General features: G+C 33.3%; 16 protein-coding genes, 1 pseudogene and 1 other annotated feature. Of the genes and pseudogenes, 11 read left to right on the top strand and 6 right to left on the bottom strand.

Annotated elements, in window-relative coordinates:
• Positions 1 to 9 precede the first annotated feature (9 nt).
• Positions 10 to 192: pseudogene (locus BM319_RS24965) on the top strand (DUF1259 domain-containing protein); the annotation flags it as partial.
• A gap of 132 nt (positions 193 to 324) precedes the next feature.
• On the opposite strand, the gene BM319_RS03365 reads toward BM319_RS24965, so the two are convergent.
• The gene (locus BM319_RS03365) at positions 325 to 660 is read right to left on the bottom strand and encodes a YciI family protein (protein WP_091021301.1); all 336 of its coding nucleotides are present in this window, start codon (positions 658 to 660) and stop codon (positions 325 to 327) included.
• Between the two features lie 237 nt (positions 661 to 897).
• Between BM319_RS03365 and BM319_RS03360 the strand changes: the two genes are divergently transcribed.
• The 5 genes from BM319_RS03360 (at position 898) to BM319_RS03340 (ending at position 7,676) form a co-directional block, all read left to right on the top strand.
• Positions 898 to 1,356, top strand: coding sequence for a MarR family winged helix-turn-helix transcriptional regulator (locus BM319_RS03360; RefSeq protein WP_025568374.1), 459 nt, complete (start codon positions 898 to 900; stop codon positions 1,354 to 1,356).
• Between the two features lie 15 nt (positions 1,357 to 1,371).
• On the top strand, positions 1,372 to 3,210 hold the full coding sequence (locus tag BM319_RS03355; RefSeq protein WP_254664563.1) for an ABC transporter ATP-binding protein: 1,839 nt from the start codon (positions 1,372 to 1,374) through the stop codon (positions 3,208 to 3,210).
• Positions 3,211 to 3,400: 190 nt separating this feature from the next.
• Complete coding sequence (gene ppsA / locus BM319_RS03350; protein ID WP_091021300.1) at positions 3,401 to 6,016, top strand: phosphoenolpyruvate synthase; 2,616 nt, start codon at positions 3,401 to 3,403, stop codon at positions 6,014 to 6,016.
• Between the two features lie 137 nt (positions 6,017 to 6,153).
• Complete coding sequence (locus BM319_RS03345; RefSeq protein ID WP_025568377.1) at positions 6,154 to 6,771, top strand: LysE family translocator; 618 nt, start codon at positions 6,154 to 6,156, stop codon at positions 6,769 to 6,771.
• 176 nt (positions 6,772 to 6,947) lie between these two features.
• Positions 6,948 to 7,676, top strand: a complete 729-nt coding sequence (locus BM319_RS03340) for a type II toxin-antitoxin system HicB family antitoxin (RefSeq protein ID WP_091021299.1) — start codon at positions 6,948 to 6,950, stop codon at positions 7,674 to 7,676.
• 71 nt (positions 7,677 to 7,747) lie between these two features.
• Here BM319_RS03340 and BM319_RS03335 read toward each other — a convergent pair whose 3' ends face one another.
• The 5 genes from BM319_RS03335 to BM319_RS03315 all read right to left on the bottom strand — a co-directional run bounded on the left by BM319_RS03335 (position 7,748) and on the right by BM319_RS03315 (position 12,694).
• A complete protein-coding gene (locus tag BM319_RS03335) occupies positions 7,748 to 8,056 on the bottom strand; it encodes a CHY zinc finger protein (protein ID WP_025568379.1) in 309 nt (102 codons plus the stop codon).
• A gap of 47 nt (positions 8,057 to 8,103) precedes the next feature.
• The gene (locus tag BM319_RS03330) at positions 8,104 to 9,204 is read right to left on the bottom strand and encodes an acetyl-CoA C-acyltransferase (RefSeq protein ID WP_091021298.1); all 1,101 of its coding nucleotides are present in this window, start codon (positions 9,202 to 9,204) and stop codon (positions 8,104 to 8,106) included.
• On the bottom strand, positions 9,200 to 10,666 hold the full coding sequence (locus BM319_RS03325) for an AMP-binding protein (protein WP_091021297.1): 1,467 nt from the start codon (positions 10,664 to 10,666) through the stop codon (positions 9,200 to 9,202). Before BM319_RS03325 ends, BM319_RS03330 begins: the two co-directional genes overlap by 5 nt.
• A 49-nt stretch (positions 10,667 to 10,715) precedes the next feature.
• Complete coding sequence (locus BM319_RS03320; protein WP_025568382.1) at positions 10,716 to 11,294, bottom strand: biotin transporter BioY; 579 nt, start codon at positions 11,292 to 11,294, stop codon at positions 10,716 to 10,718.
• A 323-nt stretch (positions 11,295 to 11,617) separates the two neighbouring features.
• Positions 11,618 to 12,694 carry a DUF3900 domain-containing protein gene (locus BM319_RS03315; RefSeq protein WP_069033115.1) on the bottom strand — a complete coding sequence of 359 codons (1,077 nt, stop codon included), beginning with the start codon at positions 12,692 to 12,694 and terminating at the stop codon, positions 11,618 to 11,620.
• A 347-nt stretch (positions 12,695 to 13,041) separates the two neighbouring features.
• On the opposite strand from BM319_RS03315, the gene BM319_RS03310 reads away from it, so the two are divergent.
• The 5 genes from BM319_RS03310 (at position 13,042) to putP (ending at position 18,069) form a co-directional block, all read left to right on the top strand.
• Entirely contained in the window at positions 13,042 to 13,962 is a 921-nt protein-coding gene (locus tag BM319_RS03310) for a DMT family transporter (RefSeq protein ID WP_049813515.1), read from the top strand.
• An 84-nt stretch (positions 13,963 to 14,046) separates the two neighbouring features.
• Positions 14,047 to 14,258: a binding site (T-box leader), on the top strand.
• A 147-nt stretch (positions 14,259 to 14,405) separates the two neighbouring features.
• Positions 14,406 to 15,839 carry a proline--tRNA ligase gene (proS, locus tag BM319_RS03305; RefSeq protein WP_091021296.1) on the top strand — a complete coding sequence of 478 codons (1,434 nt, stop codon included), beginning with the start codon at positions 14,406 to 14,408 and terminating at the stop codon, positions 15,837 to 15,839.
• A 41-nt stretch (positions 15,840 to 15,880) separates the two neighbouring features.
• Positions 15,881 to 16,237, top strand: a complete 357-nt coding sequence (locus BM319_RS03300) for a nuclear transport factor 2 family protein (RefSeq protein WP_069033113.1) — start codon at positions 15,881 to 15,883, stop codon at positions 16,235 to 16,237.
• An 83-nt stretch (positions 16,238 to 16,320) separates the two neighbouring features.
• On the top strand, positions 16,321 to 16,551 hold the full coding sequence (locus BM319_RS03295) for an excisionase family DNA-binding protein (RefSeq protein ID WP_025569189.1): 231 nt from the start codon (positions 16,321 to 16,323) through the stop codon (positions 16,549 to 16,551).
• A 42-nt stretch (positions 16,552 to 16,593) separates the two neighbouring features.
• Entirely contained in the window at positions 16,594 to 18,069 is a 1,476-nt protein-coding gene (gene putP / locus BM319_RS03290) for a sodium/proline symporter PutP (protein WP_091021295.1), read from the top strand.
• Positions 18,070 to 18,303 lie beyond the last annotated feature (234 nt).

Below are 18,303 nucleotides of genomic sequence, written 5' to 3'. Positions count from 1 at the left end.
GTCCGTCAGAAAGAGATTAACCCATTAATGACAGCTTTACGAAAAAGAGGAATTATCGTGACAGCAGTTCATAACCATTGGCTGTTTGATAAACCACGTTTAATGTATATGCATTGGGAGAATGTTAATTTAGATCCAGTTGAATTTACAAGAGTTAGTTTTGAAGCAGCAAAAGAAGCAGGTCTTTTTTAAGGATACTTACTTTAAAATAAGTGACTAAAATTATAAAAAGTAAATAAAATAGATGAAATAAAAAAAGCAATTGAACAGTTCACTTCTGATCCGATTGCTTTTTTTATTTCGTTCTTTTTTTCAACAGCTACGTCATAAAGTTTGTTTAGGTAGTACTGCAAGCATCGGATAATATTCCGTTGTCATGATCCCAGCAATCACAGCTGGATCTTCTTCGATAAGTTTTGGGACTTGCGCTTCATTTTCAACTTCAATGATTGCAACTCCATGAGGTGATGAAGGATTTCGAACCGGTCCAAACACTAGAGCAATTCCCTGGTTTTGTTTTCCCGTCCAATAAGCAATATGTTTTCCCATAATATTCCGTTCTTCATCTGTCATGTCCTGTTGAAAGGTTGTTCTTGGGGGAATAGATTTTAGCATAAAATGCATCTTTACTGAGCCATTAATCGGGGTGTTATCTGCCATTCTTAATTAACCTCCATTTTTTCTGACGATCCTTACCTTCAATTATTTCACAAATCACCTTTGAATACACTTCATATAAGATATAACAAATTACTGAATAAATTAGGAAGTGCAGTAGAAAATATCCTATTGTCTTTTTTATTAATAACTTTTAATTGTACAAATGAACAATAAAGATTTATTATTAGTTTACAATGTAAACAGTTTATAAAGTAAACTAATATGAAAGGTGATATGATGCCAAATTTTCAACAAGCAATCGATTTAACAAATTCGTTTGTTTCAATTGCGCGCCAACTTAAAAGAATAAACTTACAAACTGCAACTAAACTTGGATTAACCTTCCAACAGTTAATTATTCTCAATTCAATTCGAAATAATGAAGGGCTCTCACAAAAAGAACTAACTGAACGTATTAGAACTGCTAAAAGCAGAGTGAGTCTTAGTATTGATGAGTTGGAGAAGAAAAATTATGTAAAAAGAGAAACGTCAGCTATTGATCGCAGAGAAACTCAATTATTTTTAACGCCAGATGGAGAAGAATTATGTCAACGCTATCGCGAAGAATCAGAAGCATATAAGAGTTTAGCAAATTCACTGGAACAATTTTCACAGGATGAGCTTACTATACTTATAGACATGCAAAAAAAAATTTTAACTGATTTATCAAATGAACAAACTAATTGTTCGAAATAAGGAGGACGTTTAATTATGTCAGGATGGGGTGGTGGACCTCCGATGGGTCCTCATGGTTTTGGGCGAATGAAATATGATAAAAACGCTCAAAAACCAAATATAACAAAGGCAATACTACTCAGAATTGCAAAATATTTTATTCCATATTGGAAGCAAACAACACTTGTTGTGCTTATTTTATTAGTTACTTCAGTATTAGGCATTTTACCGCCTATCATCATTCAACATATTGTTGATACAGCCTTACCAAATAAAGATTTAAGTCTCCTAATCTATCTCGTACTTGCCTCTCTTAGTACGACGATTATTTCAGAGTTATTGGGTGTGTGGCAAAATTATTTAAATGCATATGTTTCTCAAAAAATTATTTACGATATGAGAAACCAGATGTATCTTCATTTACAACAAATGCCATACCAATTTTATTCAAACGTAAAGCAAGGTGAAGTAATCACCCGAATGACGGCTGATATTTCTGGTGTTAAAGCTGTTTTTGATAGTACGATTGTAAGTTTCGCTAATAATTTATTCATTCTTATTTCTACAGCTACCACTTTGTTAATTGTGAACTGGAGGCTTGGAATACTAGGATTGATTATTGTACCATTATTTATTCTACCGACTCGTAAAATGGGGAATGTTCGTTGGAATATTGCAAAACAGACACAGGAAAAAACAAGTGAGCAAAATCATATTATACAAGAAACATTAAATATTAGTGGTTATTTACTAATGAAGCTTTTTACAAAGGAACAAAGGGAATTTAAAAATTTTGATGAGATTAATGTACAGGCTACTAATCTTAAAATAAAGGAATCTATGGCAGGGCGCTGGTTTATGATGATTTTATCAACCTTTACTAGCATCGGCCCAATGCTCATCTATTTATATGGTGGATATTTATTTATTCATGGTCAGATTACAGTTGGGGCTATTATTAGCTTTGTTGCTTTACTCGGTCGTTTATACGGGCCAGTTGGACAATTAACAAATCTATATGTAAATATTACAAGTTCAATCGCTTTATTCGAACGAATTTTTGAATATTTTGATATGAAACTAACGATTAAAGATCGTGATGATGCGACGGAAATGAATGTTACTCATTTAGATATAGAATTTAACGATGTATCATTTTCTTATCAGAAAGATAAAACGGCTTTGCAGAATATTTCCTTTATTGCTCCATCTGGTACAATGACTGCATTAGTTGGACCTAGTGGCGCTGGTAAAACAACCATTACCAATTTAATCCCTCGTTTATATGACTTCACTTCAGGTTCAATCAAAATTGGCGGTCGTGATATTAGAGAATTCACGCTAGAATCATTAAGGTCTCATATTGGACTTGTTACACAGGATAGCTATTTATTTAATGGAACGATTAAAGAAAATTTATTATATGCAAGCCCTGATGCATCAGATGAAGAGATTACAAATGCTTGTAAGGCTGCATATATTCATGATTTCATAATGGACTTACCAAATGGATATGAGACAATTGTTGGGAATCGAGGAATTAAACTTTCAGGAGGCGAAAAACAAAGAATTTCAATCGCTCGTGTATTATTGAAAAATCCTGAAATCATTATTCTTGATGAAGCAACTTCCTCATTAGATACTTTATCTGAATTTTATATTCAAAGTGCAATACAAGGATTATTAAAAAATAAGACGTCCATTGTAATTGCTCACCGACTTTCAACTATTATGGCCGCGGATCACATCATTGTGTTAAAGGATGGTCAAATTGTTGAGGAAGGCAAAAATGAAGAATTGTTAATGCAAAATGGATTATATAAAGAGTTATATAATAAACAATTTGGAAGAAAAGCAATCGCATCAATTGAATAGAAAAAAGCACAGATTAATTTCTGTGCTTTTTTCATTATGTATAGAAGTTAATTCAATTTTTGTTGTTTTGATTTTGTTACATACTCTTCCTACTTTAATTATACCATAAAAAAAAAGGGTAAAATAGACTTTATCTTCTTATTTTCTACTGATAAAATCAATAGACATTAAAGGTTAGGAGAGATGTGGAATGAATTCTTTAGTTCTCGATTTCCAGGAGATTGATAAAAACCAACTTTTACTCGTTGGCGGAAAAGGCTTAAATTTAGGAGAATTATCAAAAATTCCAGATATAAAAGTTCCAGAAGGATTTTGTATTACAACAGCTGGGTTTCAAAGAGCCATCGAACAAAACGATTCATACCATGCTTTATTGGATCAACTAAGTAGGTTAGATGTAAAAGATCGAGATCAAATTAGTGAGATTAGCAGGAAGATTCGAGAAATTATATTAGAAGCAGTAATCCCTTCCGATGTTGTAAATGCAGTTTCTACCTATCTCTCCAAATTCGGTGAGGAACTTGCTTATGCAGTGCGTTCTAGTGCAACTGCTGAAGATTTACCACATGCTTCTTTTGCTGGCCAACAAGATACTTATTTAAATATTATTGGTAAAGAAAATATCTTACAACATATTAGTAAATGCTGGGCTTCTTTATTTACGGATCGAGCGGTAATCTACCGTATGCAAAATGAATTTGACCACAATCAAGTTTATTTATCCGTTGTTATTCAAAAAATGGTTTTCCCACAGGCTTCAGGGATATTATTTACTGCTGATCCTATTACTTCTAATCGAAAGGTACTATCAATCGATGCAAGTTTCGGACTTGGAGAAGCTCTAGTTTCTGGTTTAGTATCGGCCGATTGTTATAAAGTACAAGGGAATGAAATCGTCGATAAAAGAATCGCGACAAAAAAATTGGCTATTTATGGTCGAAAAGAAGGCGGAACAGAGACACAGCAGATTGATTCCAAAAAACAAATGGCTCAAACACTTTCTGAACAACAAATTTTACAACTTGCACAAATTGGTAGACAAATAGAAGCTTATTTCCGTTTTCCACAAGATATCGAATGGTGTTTAGTAGAAGATATATTTTATATTGTCCAAAGTCGTCCAATCACAACTCTATATCCGATTCCTGAAGTTGATGACAAAGAAGATCACGTCTATCTGTCTGTTGGACATCAACAGATGATGACCGATCCAATCAAACCGTTGGGATTATCGTTTTGGATGTTAACGTCTAGGGCACCTATGCGAAAAGCTGGAGGTAGATTATTTGTTGATATCTCACAAAATCTTGCTTCACCTGACAGAAGAAAAATGTTTATAGAGGCTATAGGAAAATCAGATCCGCTCTTAAAAGACGCTCTATTAAAGGTTGTAGGCCAAGAAGATTTTATCGAATCATCATCACCTGTGAATCAAGCACCGACACCAACTAGAACTGATCAAGCACAATCGTCGTCGAGTTTTAAAGCACTGATTGAAAACGATCCAACAATTGTATCTGATTTGATTAAGAAAAACGAAACCTCAATCGAAGAATTAAAACAAACCATTCAAATGAAATCAGGATCAGATTTAATGGATTTTATTTTAGAAGATCTTCAGAAATTACGAGAGTTATTATTTGACCCACGAAGTTCGGCAGTCTTTATGTCTGCTATGAATGCGACAGAATGGATCAATGAAAAAGTAAACGAGTGGTTACATGAAAAGAATGTAGGAGATATCATTACGCAATCTGTACCAAATAATATTACTTCAGAAATGGGTCTAGCACTAATGGATGTTGCAGATGTAATTCGTCCTTATCCAGAAGTAGTCGATTATTTGCAACATATAGAAGATGATAACTTTTTGGATGAATTGATTAAATTTGAGGGTGGACAGGAAACGAAAGATGCAATCGATGAATATCTGAGAAAATATGGCATGCGATGTACTGGTGAAATTGATCTGACTAGAACTCGTTGGAGCGAAAAACCAACTACACTCATACCAATGATTCTTAGTAACATCAAAAACTTTGAGCCGCATGCAAGTAGACGGAAATTTGAGCAAGGGCTAGAAAAAGCATTGAAAAAAGAACAAGAGCTTGTAGAACGATTGATGGAATTACCAGATGGTAAACAAAAAGCGGTAGAGATAAAGGAAGTTATTAGTCTAATCAGGAATTTTATTGGATATCGAGAATATCCAAAGTATGGAATGATTAGTCGCTATTTTGTGTATAAGCTAGCTTTATTGAAAGAAGCCGAACAACTTGTTAAAAAGAATGTCATTACTGAAGTTGAAGATATATTCTATCTCACATTTGAAGAACTTCACGAAGTCGTTCGTACAAAAAAACTAGATTACCAAATCATTAACAAACGAAAAGACGAGTATAAATTATTTAATAAACTAACTCCTCCACGTGTTATAACATCTGATGGTGAAATCATTGTAGGTGAATACAAACGAGAAAATCTTCCACCTGAAGCCATTGTAGGTTTGGCTGTTTCTTCAGGTGTAATTGAAGGAAGAGCACGTGTAATTTTAAATATGGAAGATGCAAACTTAGAAGAGGGTGACATATTAGTTACTTCATTTACTGACCCAAGTTGGACACCTTTATTTGTTGCAATAAAAGGACTGGTCACTGAAGTTGGTGGACTGATGACACATGGAGCAGTTATCGCAAGAGAATATGGCTTACCTGCAGTTGTCGGTGTAGAGAATGCTACCAAGCTGATAAAAGATGGGCAAAGAATTCGTGTTCATGGAACTGAAGGATATATTGAAATATTATAATTGTTGAATGAATAAGTCGTTTTTCCAAATGTGGAAAGCGGCTTATTTTTATTGAAATTAATGACGATTTAGGCAATTAGTGCAAAATTATGTTGTATAATAGTCTAAATATAAAGTAACGAGGGGAGAAGAACATCATGCTTTCATTTATTTTAGTTGTATTAATGCTATTTTTAATACCAGGACCCGCTGTACTTTTAACATTATCCCAAACAATGAAAGGTGGGAAATGGAATGGCATCTTAACAGGCGTTGGGATTGCTGTCGGTGACTTAATTCATACATGTGCATCAGTATTTGGATTATCAGCAATTTTAATGACTTCTGCATTTGCTTTTGAAATCGTTAAATATTTAGGTGCAGCCTATTTATTTTATTTAGGAATTACTGCAATCATTAAAAAATCGAAAAACAGTAAAAAAGCAACTGAACAAAAAGAAGTAAATAGTAAACTTTCTTTTCGTCAAGCAGTGCTGATCGAAGTATTAAACCCTAAAACTGCACTATTTTTCTTAGCTCTTTTACCTCAATTTGTTCAACACAATGGACATCCGGTATTCATTCAACTTTTAACTCTAGGTTTGACATTTGTATTACTGAGTATTTTGTACACAACTTTACTAGTGCTTTTATCAAGTGTAATCGGTAAAAAAATCTTTAGTAAGAAGACAAAAGGACCAAAATGGATGGGGAAGGCAATTGGTTTAGTTTATATTGGGTTAGGTTTAAGAGTTGCTCTTCAAACGCAATCGTAATAGTTTAATAATATTCAATAGAAAAAGGAGGCCGACTGGCATCCTTTTTCTGTTGCACATAATATTTGTTAAATCAATTTTTTTGTTATCTCAGATAGTAGAATAGTTACCTGAGAAACTATTCTATTTTTTTTCTATTTAAACCTTAGTAATTTTTTGAAAAAAGGTGAGTTCATATGATTAATTTTGAAAAATATAGATATCCAGCAATAATTAAACAAGAAGTAGATGGAGGTTTTGGTGTTTATTTTCCTACTCTTTTCCCTAAACATGGTTGGGAAATTTCCTTATCAAATGGCAGAACAAAATTTGAAGCAATCAAAGAGGCAAAGAAAAAATTAGCATTTAGCTTAGCAGGAATCTTAGATGATAATGAATCACTTCCGAAGCCAATACCAATTCAACTTGAGTCAATTTCAAATGGCATGGAGTTAATTGATATAGAAACCTCTTTTCATCCATATTGCGATGAAATCAAGCGGCATTTAATAGGTCGTCATTGGCATATTACTTTTTTCATAGAAGAATATGAAGAGGAAATTGAGGCGATAGCATATAAAAACAATCAAGGATTATGGGATATTCTTTTTGAAGATTATTCTAAGACAGAGGAAGAACTATTTTTCGATTCTTCGATTAAGAAACATTCAGAAAAGCCTAAAAGCATAATACTTTTTTCAGCCGAATTGCGAAATGAAGCACAAGAGAAATTTAATCAATTCATTCAAAATGTTATCTTAAAATACCGTACTAAAAAAGAATGGGAAGAAAGAAGAAAACTAAGAGTAAAAATGGAACAAAATTTTAAACAATCAATTTTACAAATAATAGATGAAAAAGTAAAAAGCGGTGAGATAACTGAAGATGAAGCTTTAATATTAAGGGAAATAAACAAAAAAAGCTAAAATTACATTAAACAAAAATAAGGAGCTGAATTTTCAGCTCCATAAACATAAACTAATAAAGTATTTCATATTCACTCAAAATACAAATGGTAATGGTTTTTGCACCCTGGATTAAAATCAGATTCACATTTAGGGCATTTGTAGTTACAATCTTGATATTCCCCTATAGTTAATTCCTCATGACAATTACCACAAAGAATTGCTTTTGTTTGCCATTCGTCTTTATTCCATGTTTTTGGTTTATGATTAGTGCTTTCCTCATGGCAATAATAACATCCATAGTACGTATCACAGCACTTGAATTTGATGGCAATGATATCTCTTGCAGTATGGTAATGTTTACAGCGTGTATGTAGATCGATTGAACCAATTACTTTCATATGTTTACCTCTCTTTATACTTCTTACTACTTGATGATTTATTAATTTTATTTTACGACCTCGAACAAGACAGCTAATCCGATTCCACCACCACTTCCAATTGCAGCGACTACATAACTTGATTGTAAGTTTTTTCTTCTTTGTACTTCATAAAAAAGTCTCGTGACCATGATACTTCCAGATGCACCATATGGATGGCCGATCGTTAATGCTCCTCCACAACTATTTAACTTGGAAGTGGGGATGGAAAGTTCTTTTGAACAAGCTATTACTTTTAAAGAAAAAGCTTCATTTATTTCATAAAGTTCAATATCTGCAACTGTTAATTTGTTTCTACTTAATAAATCTTGAATAGCAGGGATCGGTGCTGCACCTGGATAATTAGGATGAACACCCGAAACTTGACTATCCACAAATCGTAAAACTGGTTTAAAACCGTTTTTTATCGCTTCATTTTCTTCCATGATGACAACAGCGGATGCGCCATCATGAATCCCACAACTATTTGCAGCTGTGACTGTACCATTCTTTTTAAATACTGGTTTTGCTCTTTTTAAAAGTTCTTCCATTTTCCTTTTTTTGAAAAATACTTCATCTTGGTCAAAACCACCAACTGGAATAATCTCCTCATTGAAGTATCCATTCTGATGAGATTCCCAGCTTCGTGTATAACTTAATAACGCATATTCATCTTGAGTTTCTTTTGAGATACCATATTTTTCAGCTACATTTTCCGCTGCAATGCCCATATCAGGATCACCAATTTTGTCAGGTGCAAATCTAGCTCTAGCAGGAAATGGGGAAGTACTAGTACTTTCAACACCACCAGCAAGATAGCAATTACCAGCACCACCTTGAACTAAGTAACAAGCCATTCGAATCGCTTCTAATCCTGCACTACATTGACGATCAATTGTAATCCCAGGGACTGAGAGAGGAAGATCCGCTTCTAATGCAGAAACTCGAGCGACATTTCCTCCTGGTCCAACAACATTTCCTAAAATGATGTCATCAATCTTTTCATTTAACCCATCTGCCAAATGCTTGAGCAATGGGGCAGCAAGCTCATGTGGTTGAAAATCTCGTAAAATTCCACCTTTTTTTCCGATAGGTGTTCGCTTTGCTTTGACAATGACAGCTCTTTTAATTGTTAGTCACCTGCATTTCAATTTGTTTAATTAACTCTGCGCGTGCGATCTTTCCACTCGTCGTATACGGCATTTCATTTTGAAAAAACCATTTACGAGGAATTTTATATGCTGATAGTTGTGTCTTACAAAATCTTTTTAGCTCAAAAGAATTACTATTACCTTTGATCACTGCAGCAACAATCTGACCCCAATACGGGTTTGACAGACCAACGACTGCAACTTCCTCAACATCCGGATGAAGAGAAATAACTTTTTCGATTTCTTCAGGAAATATATTAATACCTCCGTATAAAATCATGTTTTTTTCACGACCGTTTATTGTTAAAAAACCGTCTTCATCAATAAAGCCCATATCATGAACTGTAGCCCAGCCGTCATCATCTTGAATTGAATGAATAGTTCTTTCATTTTCTTCAAAATACCCATTTATTAAATATTTACTTTTCACATATATTTTTCCAGTTTCATTCGGTTTAGCAAACTCTTGGTCTGGTCGACGAATTTGTAACTCCACACCATAACAAGGTTTCCCGACCGTTTTTGCCTTATGGACACCATCTTTATCAGACAAAACGGTAATGAAGCTTAGTTCACTAGCGCCAAAAAATTCATAAATCGTCATCGCAGGAAACAAATGACGAAATTCAACTTTTGATTTTTCAGTCCACTTTGCACCAGACGAAAGTATTTTCATCGCTTGATCGATTTGAATACCTTCTTTTATTAACGCTTCAATCATTGTCGGGACAACATAAATTGTTGTAATAGGAAAAGAATTAATTCTTGATATAACGTTTAAAGGAGAAAACTTTTCTAAAAGGTAAACTGTTCCACCTAAATATAAAGTACTAATTGCACCATATAAAAAATGAGAATGAATCAAAGCTCCAGGTATGAGAGTTTGATCAGTTTCATCTAATCCAAAGTCAAATCGATTACAATCAAAGCTAGCAACCCATGAATCTTGAGAACGGATAAATGCTTTGGGGCTACCGGTTGTGCCTGAAGTAAATCCCACATAGAAAGGTAGGTCCTCATTTATCTCCATTGAAGATAAGCTATCAAATAGGGCTATTTCTTGTAGGATATCATCTAAAACTTTCACATTTGGATGGATCGAATGAATCTTATTGTACATTTCTTTTGTTGTAACAATGATTGAAGGATTCGAAAGCTTTACCCTTTTTTCCAAATCAGCAAGATTCCATTTCATATCATAGGGAACAGCGATCCAACCTGCTTTAGAAGCTCCTGTAAACATCTGCAAAAACGAGATACCATTCGGTAAAAGGATACCTATTGTTCTCGAATTTGATCGATAAGAGTGTAGCCAATTAGCCGTTTGATTAATTAATTGATTCCATTCCTTATAACTGATTTGATTCGTACTCGTATGTATCGCAATTTTGTCAGGCGACAAATTAGCGTTTTTCTGATAGGTTTCTGTAATATTTGCCATTTTAAATCACCTCTATAAAAAAGAGACACAACTAGAGTGTCTCAAAGATTTACATATTTTCTGTTGATTGATTTGAATAGTTTTTTGTCAATGTGCTCAAAAAAACTGGTTGCTGTCTTAGTTTGAATACTAAAATTGAAGCAAGAATCGCTTTTAATACATCTCCTGGAATATAAACTAAACTTAATTTAGCCGCTGTCATAACTGGAATTCCCATCATAACCGCTTGAATTGGGATACCGATTAAATAGATTAATAGAATTCCAACAGTCAAGTTAATCAATAAGACATGTTTTAATTTTAACGTTTTAAAACGAGATAATAAATACCCAATTACAAAAGCCGTAATAGGCCATGAAATTAAATAACCAACACTTGGTCCTGCAAATACACTAAAACCACCACGACCACCGGATAGAAGCGGCATTCCAACTGCAACTAGTAATAAAAAGATAGTTTGGCTTAATGCACCTAACCTAGCACCTAAAACACCACCAGTAAGAAGAACACCAAGTGTTTGTAAAGTAATTGGAACTGGTGTAAAGGATAACATAATCGGAGGAACTTGTCCAAGGACACCCATAACTGCTGCAAACATTGCTACAAATGTAATTTCTTTAATCTTCATTTTAATTCTCCTAATGTCAATTTTCTAATAACTTCTTTCATATTAATGAAACTCAAATTATATGTCAACTAAATATTTTAGTTGGTTAACATATATTATAGTAAGATAGAAAACTAGAAAAAACTAAGAAGAGAGAATTAAAGATCAGAGTAGAAATTGGAAGATTTAATAGATGAGAGAGTAAGTAAAATTATAGTTATTGGTTTTGGTGGAGCGAGTAATTCTACTCTAATTGAAATCAAAAAGACAGCCAACTAGTAATAGCCAACTGTCTTTTAATTTTTTACTATATTCATTATTTTTAAATTGAGTTATTCGATCGATCAATAACCTGGAATATTTACTTTCTGACCAATTCGCTCAATTACATCTTCCAATTCGTCCGGCTTCAAAAACTCAATTGGAGAAAATCCCTTTTCAAATTGCAATACATCAGCTTCTAAAATTACGACATATCGACCGTTTACTTTCGCAATATGCAGGTTATCACCAAAATCAGCTAATAATCCTTTTACAGAAAAATGATCCGCTTTAAATGATAATTCAATTTCTGGTGTATGTTCCACGATTTGTGCTGCTGCTTCGATGACTTCATTGGGTGTAAAATGCTCTTGAATTTCACGTTTAGGACTTGCTGCCCATACTTCCATTGCTGCATCAAATTGTTGTCTTTCAACACTTTCCTCTTCAAATACATCTTCAATTTTGTCATATACCATTTCCATTACTTGAGATTTTACAATTTCAGGCATTGATTCAGAATAGGAAACAAATTTTAAAAAGTCTTCAAAATATCTAGCGTGTGATGCCTGATGGATTTTTAATTCACTCTCTGAGATCATCCCTAATTCTTCCATATAAGGGTATTGAATTGATTTCATATTTTTCGTGGTAATTGCCATTTCAACTGTTTTAATGAGTGTTGATTCATCTGAAATGGAGGCTACTTTTGGTTCAAAATCACATTTTAGTACAAATAAGAAAGGGTCATCAAAATATTTTCTTAGTTTCGCTTGAATAACTAGAAATGCTCCTCCGCGAACTGCACTAGTATCAATATAATTAATGACTAAAGTCTCATTTTCTGCTTTAAAATCTTCAATCGATTTTGCATCACGTATACGCTGGAATAAATTATAATTTGGATTTGAGTCTAAAGAATGGCCTTCTTCGACGATAAAGTGACCTAATTTTGTAGGTACAGAATCAGATTTTGGATGTTTTTCAACTTTTCGATTTACAATTCTTTCAAGTTCACCTTCTAAAAAGCCTTTCAATTCGCTTTCTTCAAACATTGATTCATCTAATGTTTGAAAATGTTTATATCGTTTATCAGATTGTTCACCTTTCCCTTCAACAGTTACAACATAAAACGATAAATATGTAATTTCAAAATCCATCCAATCACCTTTTCCTATTTTTCTGTATTTAAGTATATGGATGAGGCTTCAATGAGTCAATCATGAACTAATCAAGTTTTGGGCAAAATTTCCATAAAAACTATCATAAGATAGAGAAATTTTACAGTTATGAGACAAATTGATTACACACTATGATAAAATAAAGATATAATTTAATGTGGAACCAATAAAATTATAGTACTTGGATGTGGGAATATCACATCTTTTTTTCGTTAAGTGGGAAAAATAGGCAGCAATCTAGTGATTTCAGCATAGTCGCCATTTAGGCTCGTCAATCAACGAGTTTTCTTTACTTGCATTTTATGGGACCAACTTAGGGAGAGGGGATGAGAGACCTGAGAATAGAAAGAATAGCTACAATCTCATTAATTATCGTAACATTACTTTGGGGCACAACATTTGTAGTAGTCCAAAATGCGATTGCATACGTTGAACCGTTTGCATTTAACGCATTTCGATTTATACTCGCAACTTTAGTCCTTTTACCATTTTTAGTTAAAAGAAAACAAAAAACTAAATTAACGGTTAAACAAATCGTTATTACTAGTGGTATTGGATTTATGTTGTTTTTAGGGTATTTACTTCAAACATTTGGATTGAAGTATACAACTTCATCAAAATCAGGTTTTATTACTGGTCTATGTGTTGTATTAGTACCTGTTCTTTTATATTTAGTCTATAAAGAACGGTCTAACTGGTCTACTGTAATTGCGTGTTTAATTGCATTACTTGGACTAAGTTTCTTAACTTTAGGTGATTCATTCTCTGTAAATCTAGGAGATGTACTAACACTAATTGGGTCGGTTGCATTTGCATTCCATATTATTTTATCAGGAAAATATACGAAGCAAATGGATCCACTCAGCTTTACAACGATTCAACTAGCAACTGTTGGCATTAGTAGTACGATTTTCTCTCTAATTTTTGAAGATACTTCCGTTTCATTTTCTAAAGAACTTTGGGTCAACCCGACATTCATTTTTGCAGTCATTGTAACAGCAGTATTCTGTACGAGTATCGCATTTTGGGTCCAAATGTTTGCTCAACAACATATTTCTTCAACGAAAGCAGCATTAATTTTTATTTTTGAACCTGTTTTTGCCGCATTTACCGCAGTACTTTTTGCAAATGAAACATTATCGATCCAAACAATTATCGGTGGGACTTTTATTGTAGGTGGTATGCTGCTATCTGAAGTACCCTTACCCAAGAAACGAGCAAAAGAAGTAAAAAATGAGGCAATCTAGTAAGAAATGTAAGAAATTTTAAAAAAATGGGTAGAATTCACATTGACAGATACAATTTGTTCACGTATTATAACTTTAAATTAATAAACGACTTAGAAAAGGAATAGTAAGTTTATAAGCTTTTAAGAGAGGGAATGGTCGGTGCAAATTCCTAAAGCAAGTATTCTGAACCAGCCTTGGAGTCTCTGTACCGAAATAATAGTAGGCTACAGCGGTTTTCCCGTTAAAGATGTTAAGAGATTATGTAGAGCTTTTACATAATAAGTAGGGTGGTAACGCCATGAATGGTCCCTTTTGATCATTCATGGCGTTTTTTGTTTATAAAAATCCGCTTATTTCGTATTTTCTATATAGTAATTAGGGTGGTAACGCCGAGAATGGTCCCTTACAGATTATTCTCGCGCGTTTTTTTTATTTTCTAAAAATGAATAGGAGTAGAGAAAATGACTACAAAAAAATTTGTTGAAGCAATTACAGATATGGATGTTGATTTTGCACAATGGTACACAGATATCGTAAAAAAAGCAGAATTAGTCGATTACTCAAGTGTTAAAGGTTGTATGATTATAAGACCTTATGGTTATGCATTATGGGAAAATATCCAAAAAGAATTAGATTTTCAATTTAAACAAACAGATCATGAAAATGTATATATGCCAATGTTTATCCCTAAATCATTATTACAAAAAGAAGCTGATCATGTAGAAGGATTTGCTCCTGAAGTTGCTTGGGTTACGCATGGTGGGCATGACGAATTAGCTGAACCATTAGCAGTTCGTCCTACATCAGAAACACTATTTTGTGAGCATTTTTCAAAAACAGTTGGAAGCTATAATGACCTACCAAAACTATATAATCAATGGTGTTCAGTAGTTCGTTGGGAAAAAACAACAAGACCATTTTTAAGAACGACTGAATTCTTATGGCAAGAAGGTCATACAGCTCATGCAACCGCTGAAGAAGCACAAGCAGAAACAATTCAAATGCTAAATGTTTATGCTAATTTCTTAGAAGACTTCTTAGCAATTCCTGTTATTAAAGGGCAAAAAACAGAAAAAGAAAAATTCGCAGGTGCAAAAGCTACTTATACAATTGAAAGCTTAATGCACGATGGGAAAGCATTACAAAGTGGTACATCTCATAACTTTGGAGATGGATTTGCAAAAGCATTTGATATTCAATACACAGATAAAAACTCTAAAAGACAATATGTACACCAAACTTCTTGGGGTATGACAACAAGAGTAATCGGCGCTTTAATTATGGTTCACGGTGATAACAGCGGATTAGTATTACCACCAAAAGTTGCTCCAACTCAAGTAATGGTCATTCCAATTGCTCAACATAAAGAAGGTGTGATCGAAAAGGCAACTGAATTAAAAAACCGTATTTCAAAAATTGCTCGAGTAAAAATTGATACTTCAGATAAAATGCCAGGCTGGAAATTTAACGAATATGAAATGAAAGGAATTCCAGTTCGTGTTGAAATTGGGCCAAAAGATATTGAAAAGAATCAAGCAGTTTTAGTAAGACGTGACACGCGAGAAAAAACGATTGTTTCATTAGATGCTTTAGAAGAAAATATTACAAATTTACTTCAAGAAATCCAAACATCACTTTACGAAAAAGCATTAAACAATCGTACAGAAAAAACATATGAAGCTACTTCAATGGAAGAACTAAAACAAATCAGTGACGAAAAACAAGGCTTTATTAAAGCGATGTGGTGTCAGGATCTAGCTTGTGAAGAACAAATTAAAGAAGAAGCTGGTTTAACTTCAAGATGTATTCCATTTGAACAAGAAAAACTTGCTAACACATGTGTATGCTGTGGAAAGAAAACAGATGTAATGGTCTATTGGGGTAAAGCTTACTAATTTGACATCAATCTAAATCAAACTAAGAGGGTGAATGAATAATGGAAAGTTTAGATTTTTTAAAAGAACATCTTTGTATGTTAGAAGAAAAATTACTACAACCAGAAATTCGCACCTCACAAATTGAACTAAAAAAGCTACTAGCCGATGAATTTTTTGAATTTGGTAGTTCAGGAAGGGTTTTATATAAAGAAGATCAATTCGAAACTGGCATTGGAATCGTAAAAATGACATTAAGTGATTTTGAAATTCATCCATTATCAGACGAAATTACATTAGTAACCTATCGAATTTTTAATGAAATAAAAAAACAACATTCCTTACGTAGTTCAATTTGGAAGTTAAAAGATGGTCAATGGAAAATGTATTTTCACCAGGGCACACCAACAGAGATTTAGGTAATGTATATGTATATTAAACAAAAGAACATATTCAAAAAAATAGTAAGATAATGTAAGAATGAGTAGGTAAGGAGAACAAAATGTATTTAACAATTAAAGAAACAGCGGAATACTTAGATCTTGATGAATCCTATATTAACCAGTTAATTCAAGAACGAAAAATAAGAGCAGTCCATGATGGTGAACAATATTTAATCTACAAAGAGCAATTTAATAATCATCTAGAACAAATGGAAAAAGCAAAAAAAATGATTGCAGATTACTATAACGAACCAATTCCTGAAGATATAGATGTAAAGGACGAAGACTAAATAAAATCAGATTATAAGAAGTTGCTATAACGGAGGGATAAAATGGATTCGCAAGTACTCATATCAATTTCTATTTACTTTATTTTTATGTTAGCTATAGGTTTTTACGCTTATAAAAAATCTACTGATAGTTTATCCGAGTATATGCTTGGTGATCGTGGTCTTGGACCTGCAGTTACTGCTCTTTCAGCTGGTGCAGCCGATATGAGCGGATGGATGTTAATGGGATTACCTGGTGCAATGTACGCAACTGGTATCTCATCTGCATGGATTGCTATTGGATTAACGCTTGGAGCATATTTAAACTATTTACTATTAGCACCCCGACTACGTGTATTTACTGAAGTAGCCGATAATTCAATTACAATACCAAATTTCTTTGAAAAAAGATTCCAAGATTCAACTCGAATTTTAAGAATTACTTCAGCTGTTGTTATTATCATTTTCTTTACACTTTATTGCTCAGCTGGTTTTGTATCTGGAGGTACATTATTTGAATCAGCTTTCGGGATCGATTATAAAGTAGGATTAATTATTACAGCTGCGGTTGTAATTGCCTATACATTATTTGGTGGGTTCTTAGCTGTAAGTTTAACAGATTTCGTTCAAGGTCTAATTATGTTTATTGCATTAATTTTGGTACCACTTGTTGCTTTTACAGATGTAGGTGGAGTAAAGCCTGCTTTCGATGAAATTAAAAATATAGACCCTAAGTTATTAAATATCTTTACTGGAACTTCATTTATTGGAATTGTTTCTTTACTTGCTTGGGGATTAGGTTATTTTGGACAACCTCATATTATTGTTCGATTTATGGCGATTTCAACTGTAAAGGAATTAAAGCCAGCGCGTCGTATTGGAATGGGATGGATGATTTTTACGATTGTTGGTGCAACATTAACAGGACTAGTTGGAATTGCATACATTTCAGTTAACAACTTAACATTAGATGATCCAGAAACAATTTTTATCTATTTCTCAGAAACATTATTTCATCCACTAATTACTGGATTCTTGTTATCTGCTATACTAGCAGCGATTATGAGTACTATTTCATCTCAACTTTTAGTAACTGCAAGTGCTTTAACAGAAGATCTTTATCGTATCTTTGGTAAAAAGAATGCATCTGATAAAGAACTTGTTCGTATTGGTAGAATAGCTGTATTAGTCGTTGCGATCGTATCATTACTTTTATCGTTAACACCGAATGATACGATTCTAAATCTTGTTGGTAATGCCTGGGCAGGCTTTGGTGCTGCATTTGGTCCGGCTATATTATTAAGTTTATTCTGGAAAAGAATGACTAGTTGGGGTGCACTTGCAGGCATGGTAGTAGGGGCAGCAACTGTTATCATTTGGATCAGCGTCGATGCGATTAAAGAAGCAATCAACTTATATGAAATGGTTCCAGGTTTCTTTTTCAGCTTACTAGCAGTTATTGTAGTTAGTCTATTAACTTCAAATTCAAATCCAAAAGTAGAAAAGCAATTTGAGGAAATGGAAAAAAGAATAGCATAAAAACAAAAATACATTTTCTAAATTTAATCAGTAGAAATAGGGGGCGTGCTATGCACACTCCTATTTTTTTTTGACAATTTGCAAATGTGTTACTGACGATGCAAATTAGTAAATATTTTCAGGTTCAAGTTCTAAAAAAATAAAATCAGATTGTAGTAGTTGCTAAAGCAAGTTACTTCTTACAATCTGATTTTTTTATCGTTCAAAAAGTAATTTTTATTGGTAAAAATTCAC

This window comes from Bacillus sp. UNCCL81 (genome assembly GCF_900112535.1).
Classification (GTDB): domain Bacteria; phylum Bacillota; class Bacilli; order Bacillales; family Bacillaceae_G; genus Gottfriedia; species Gottfriedia luciferensis_B.
Note: the sequence above shows the minus strand (reverse complement) of the source record. Positions and strands in the feature narration are given on the sequence as shown.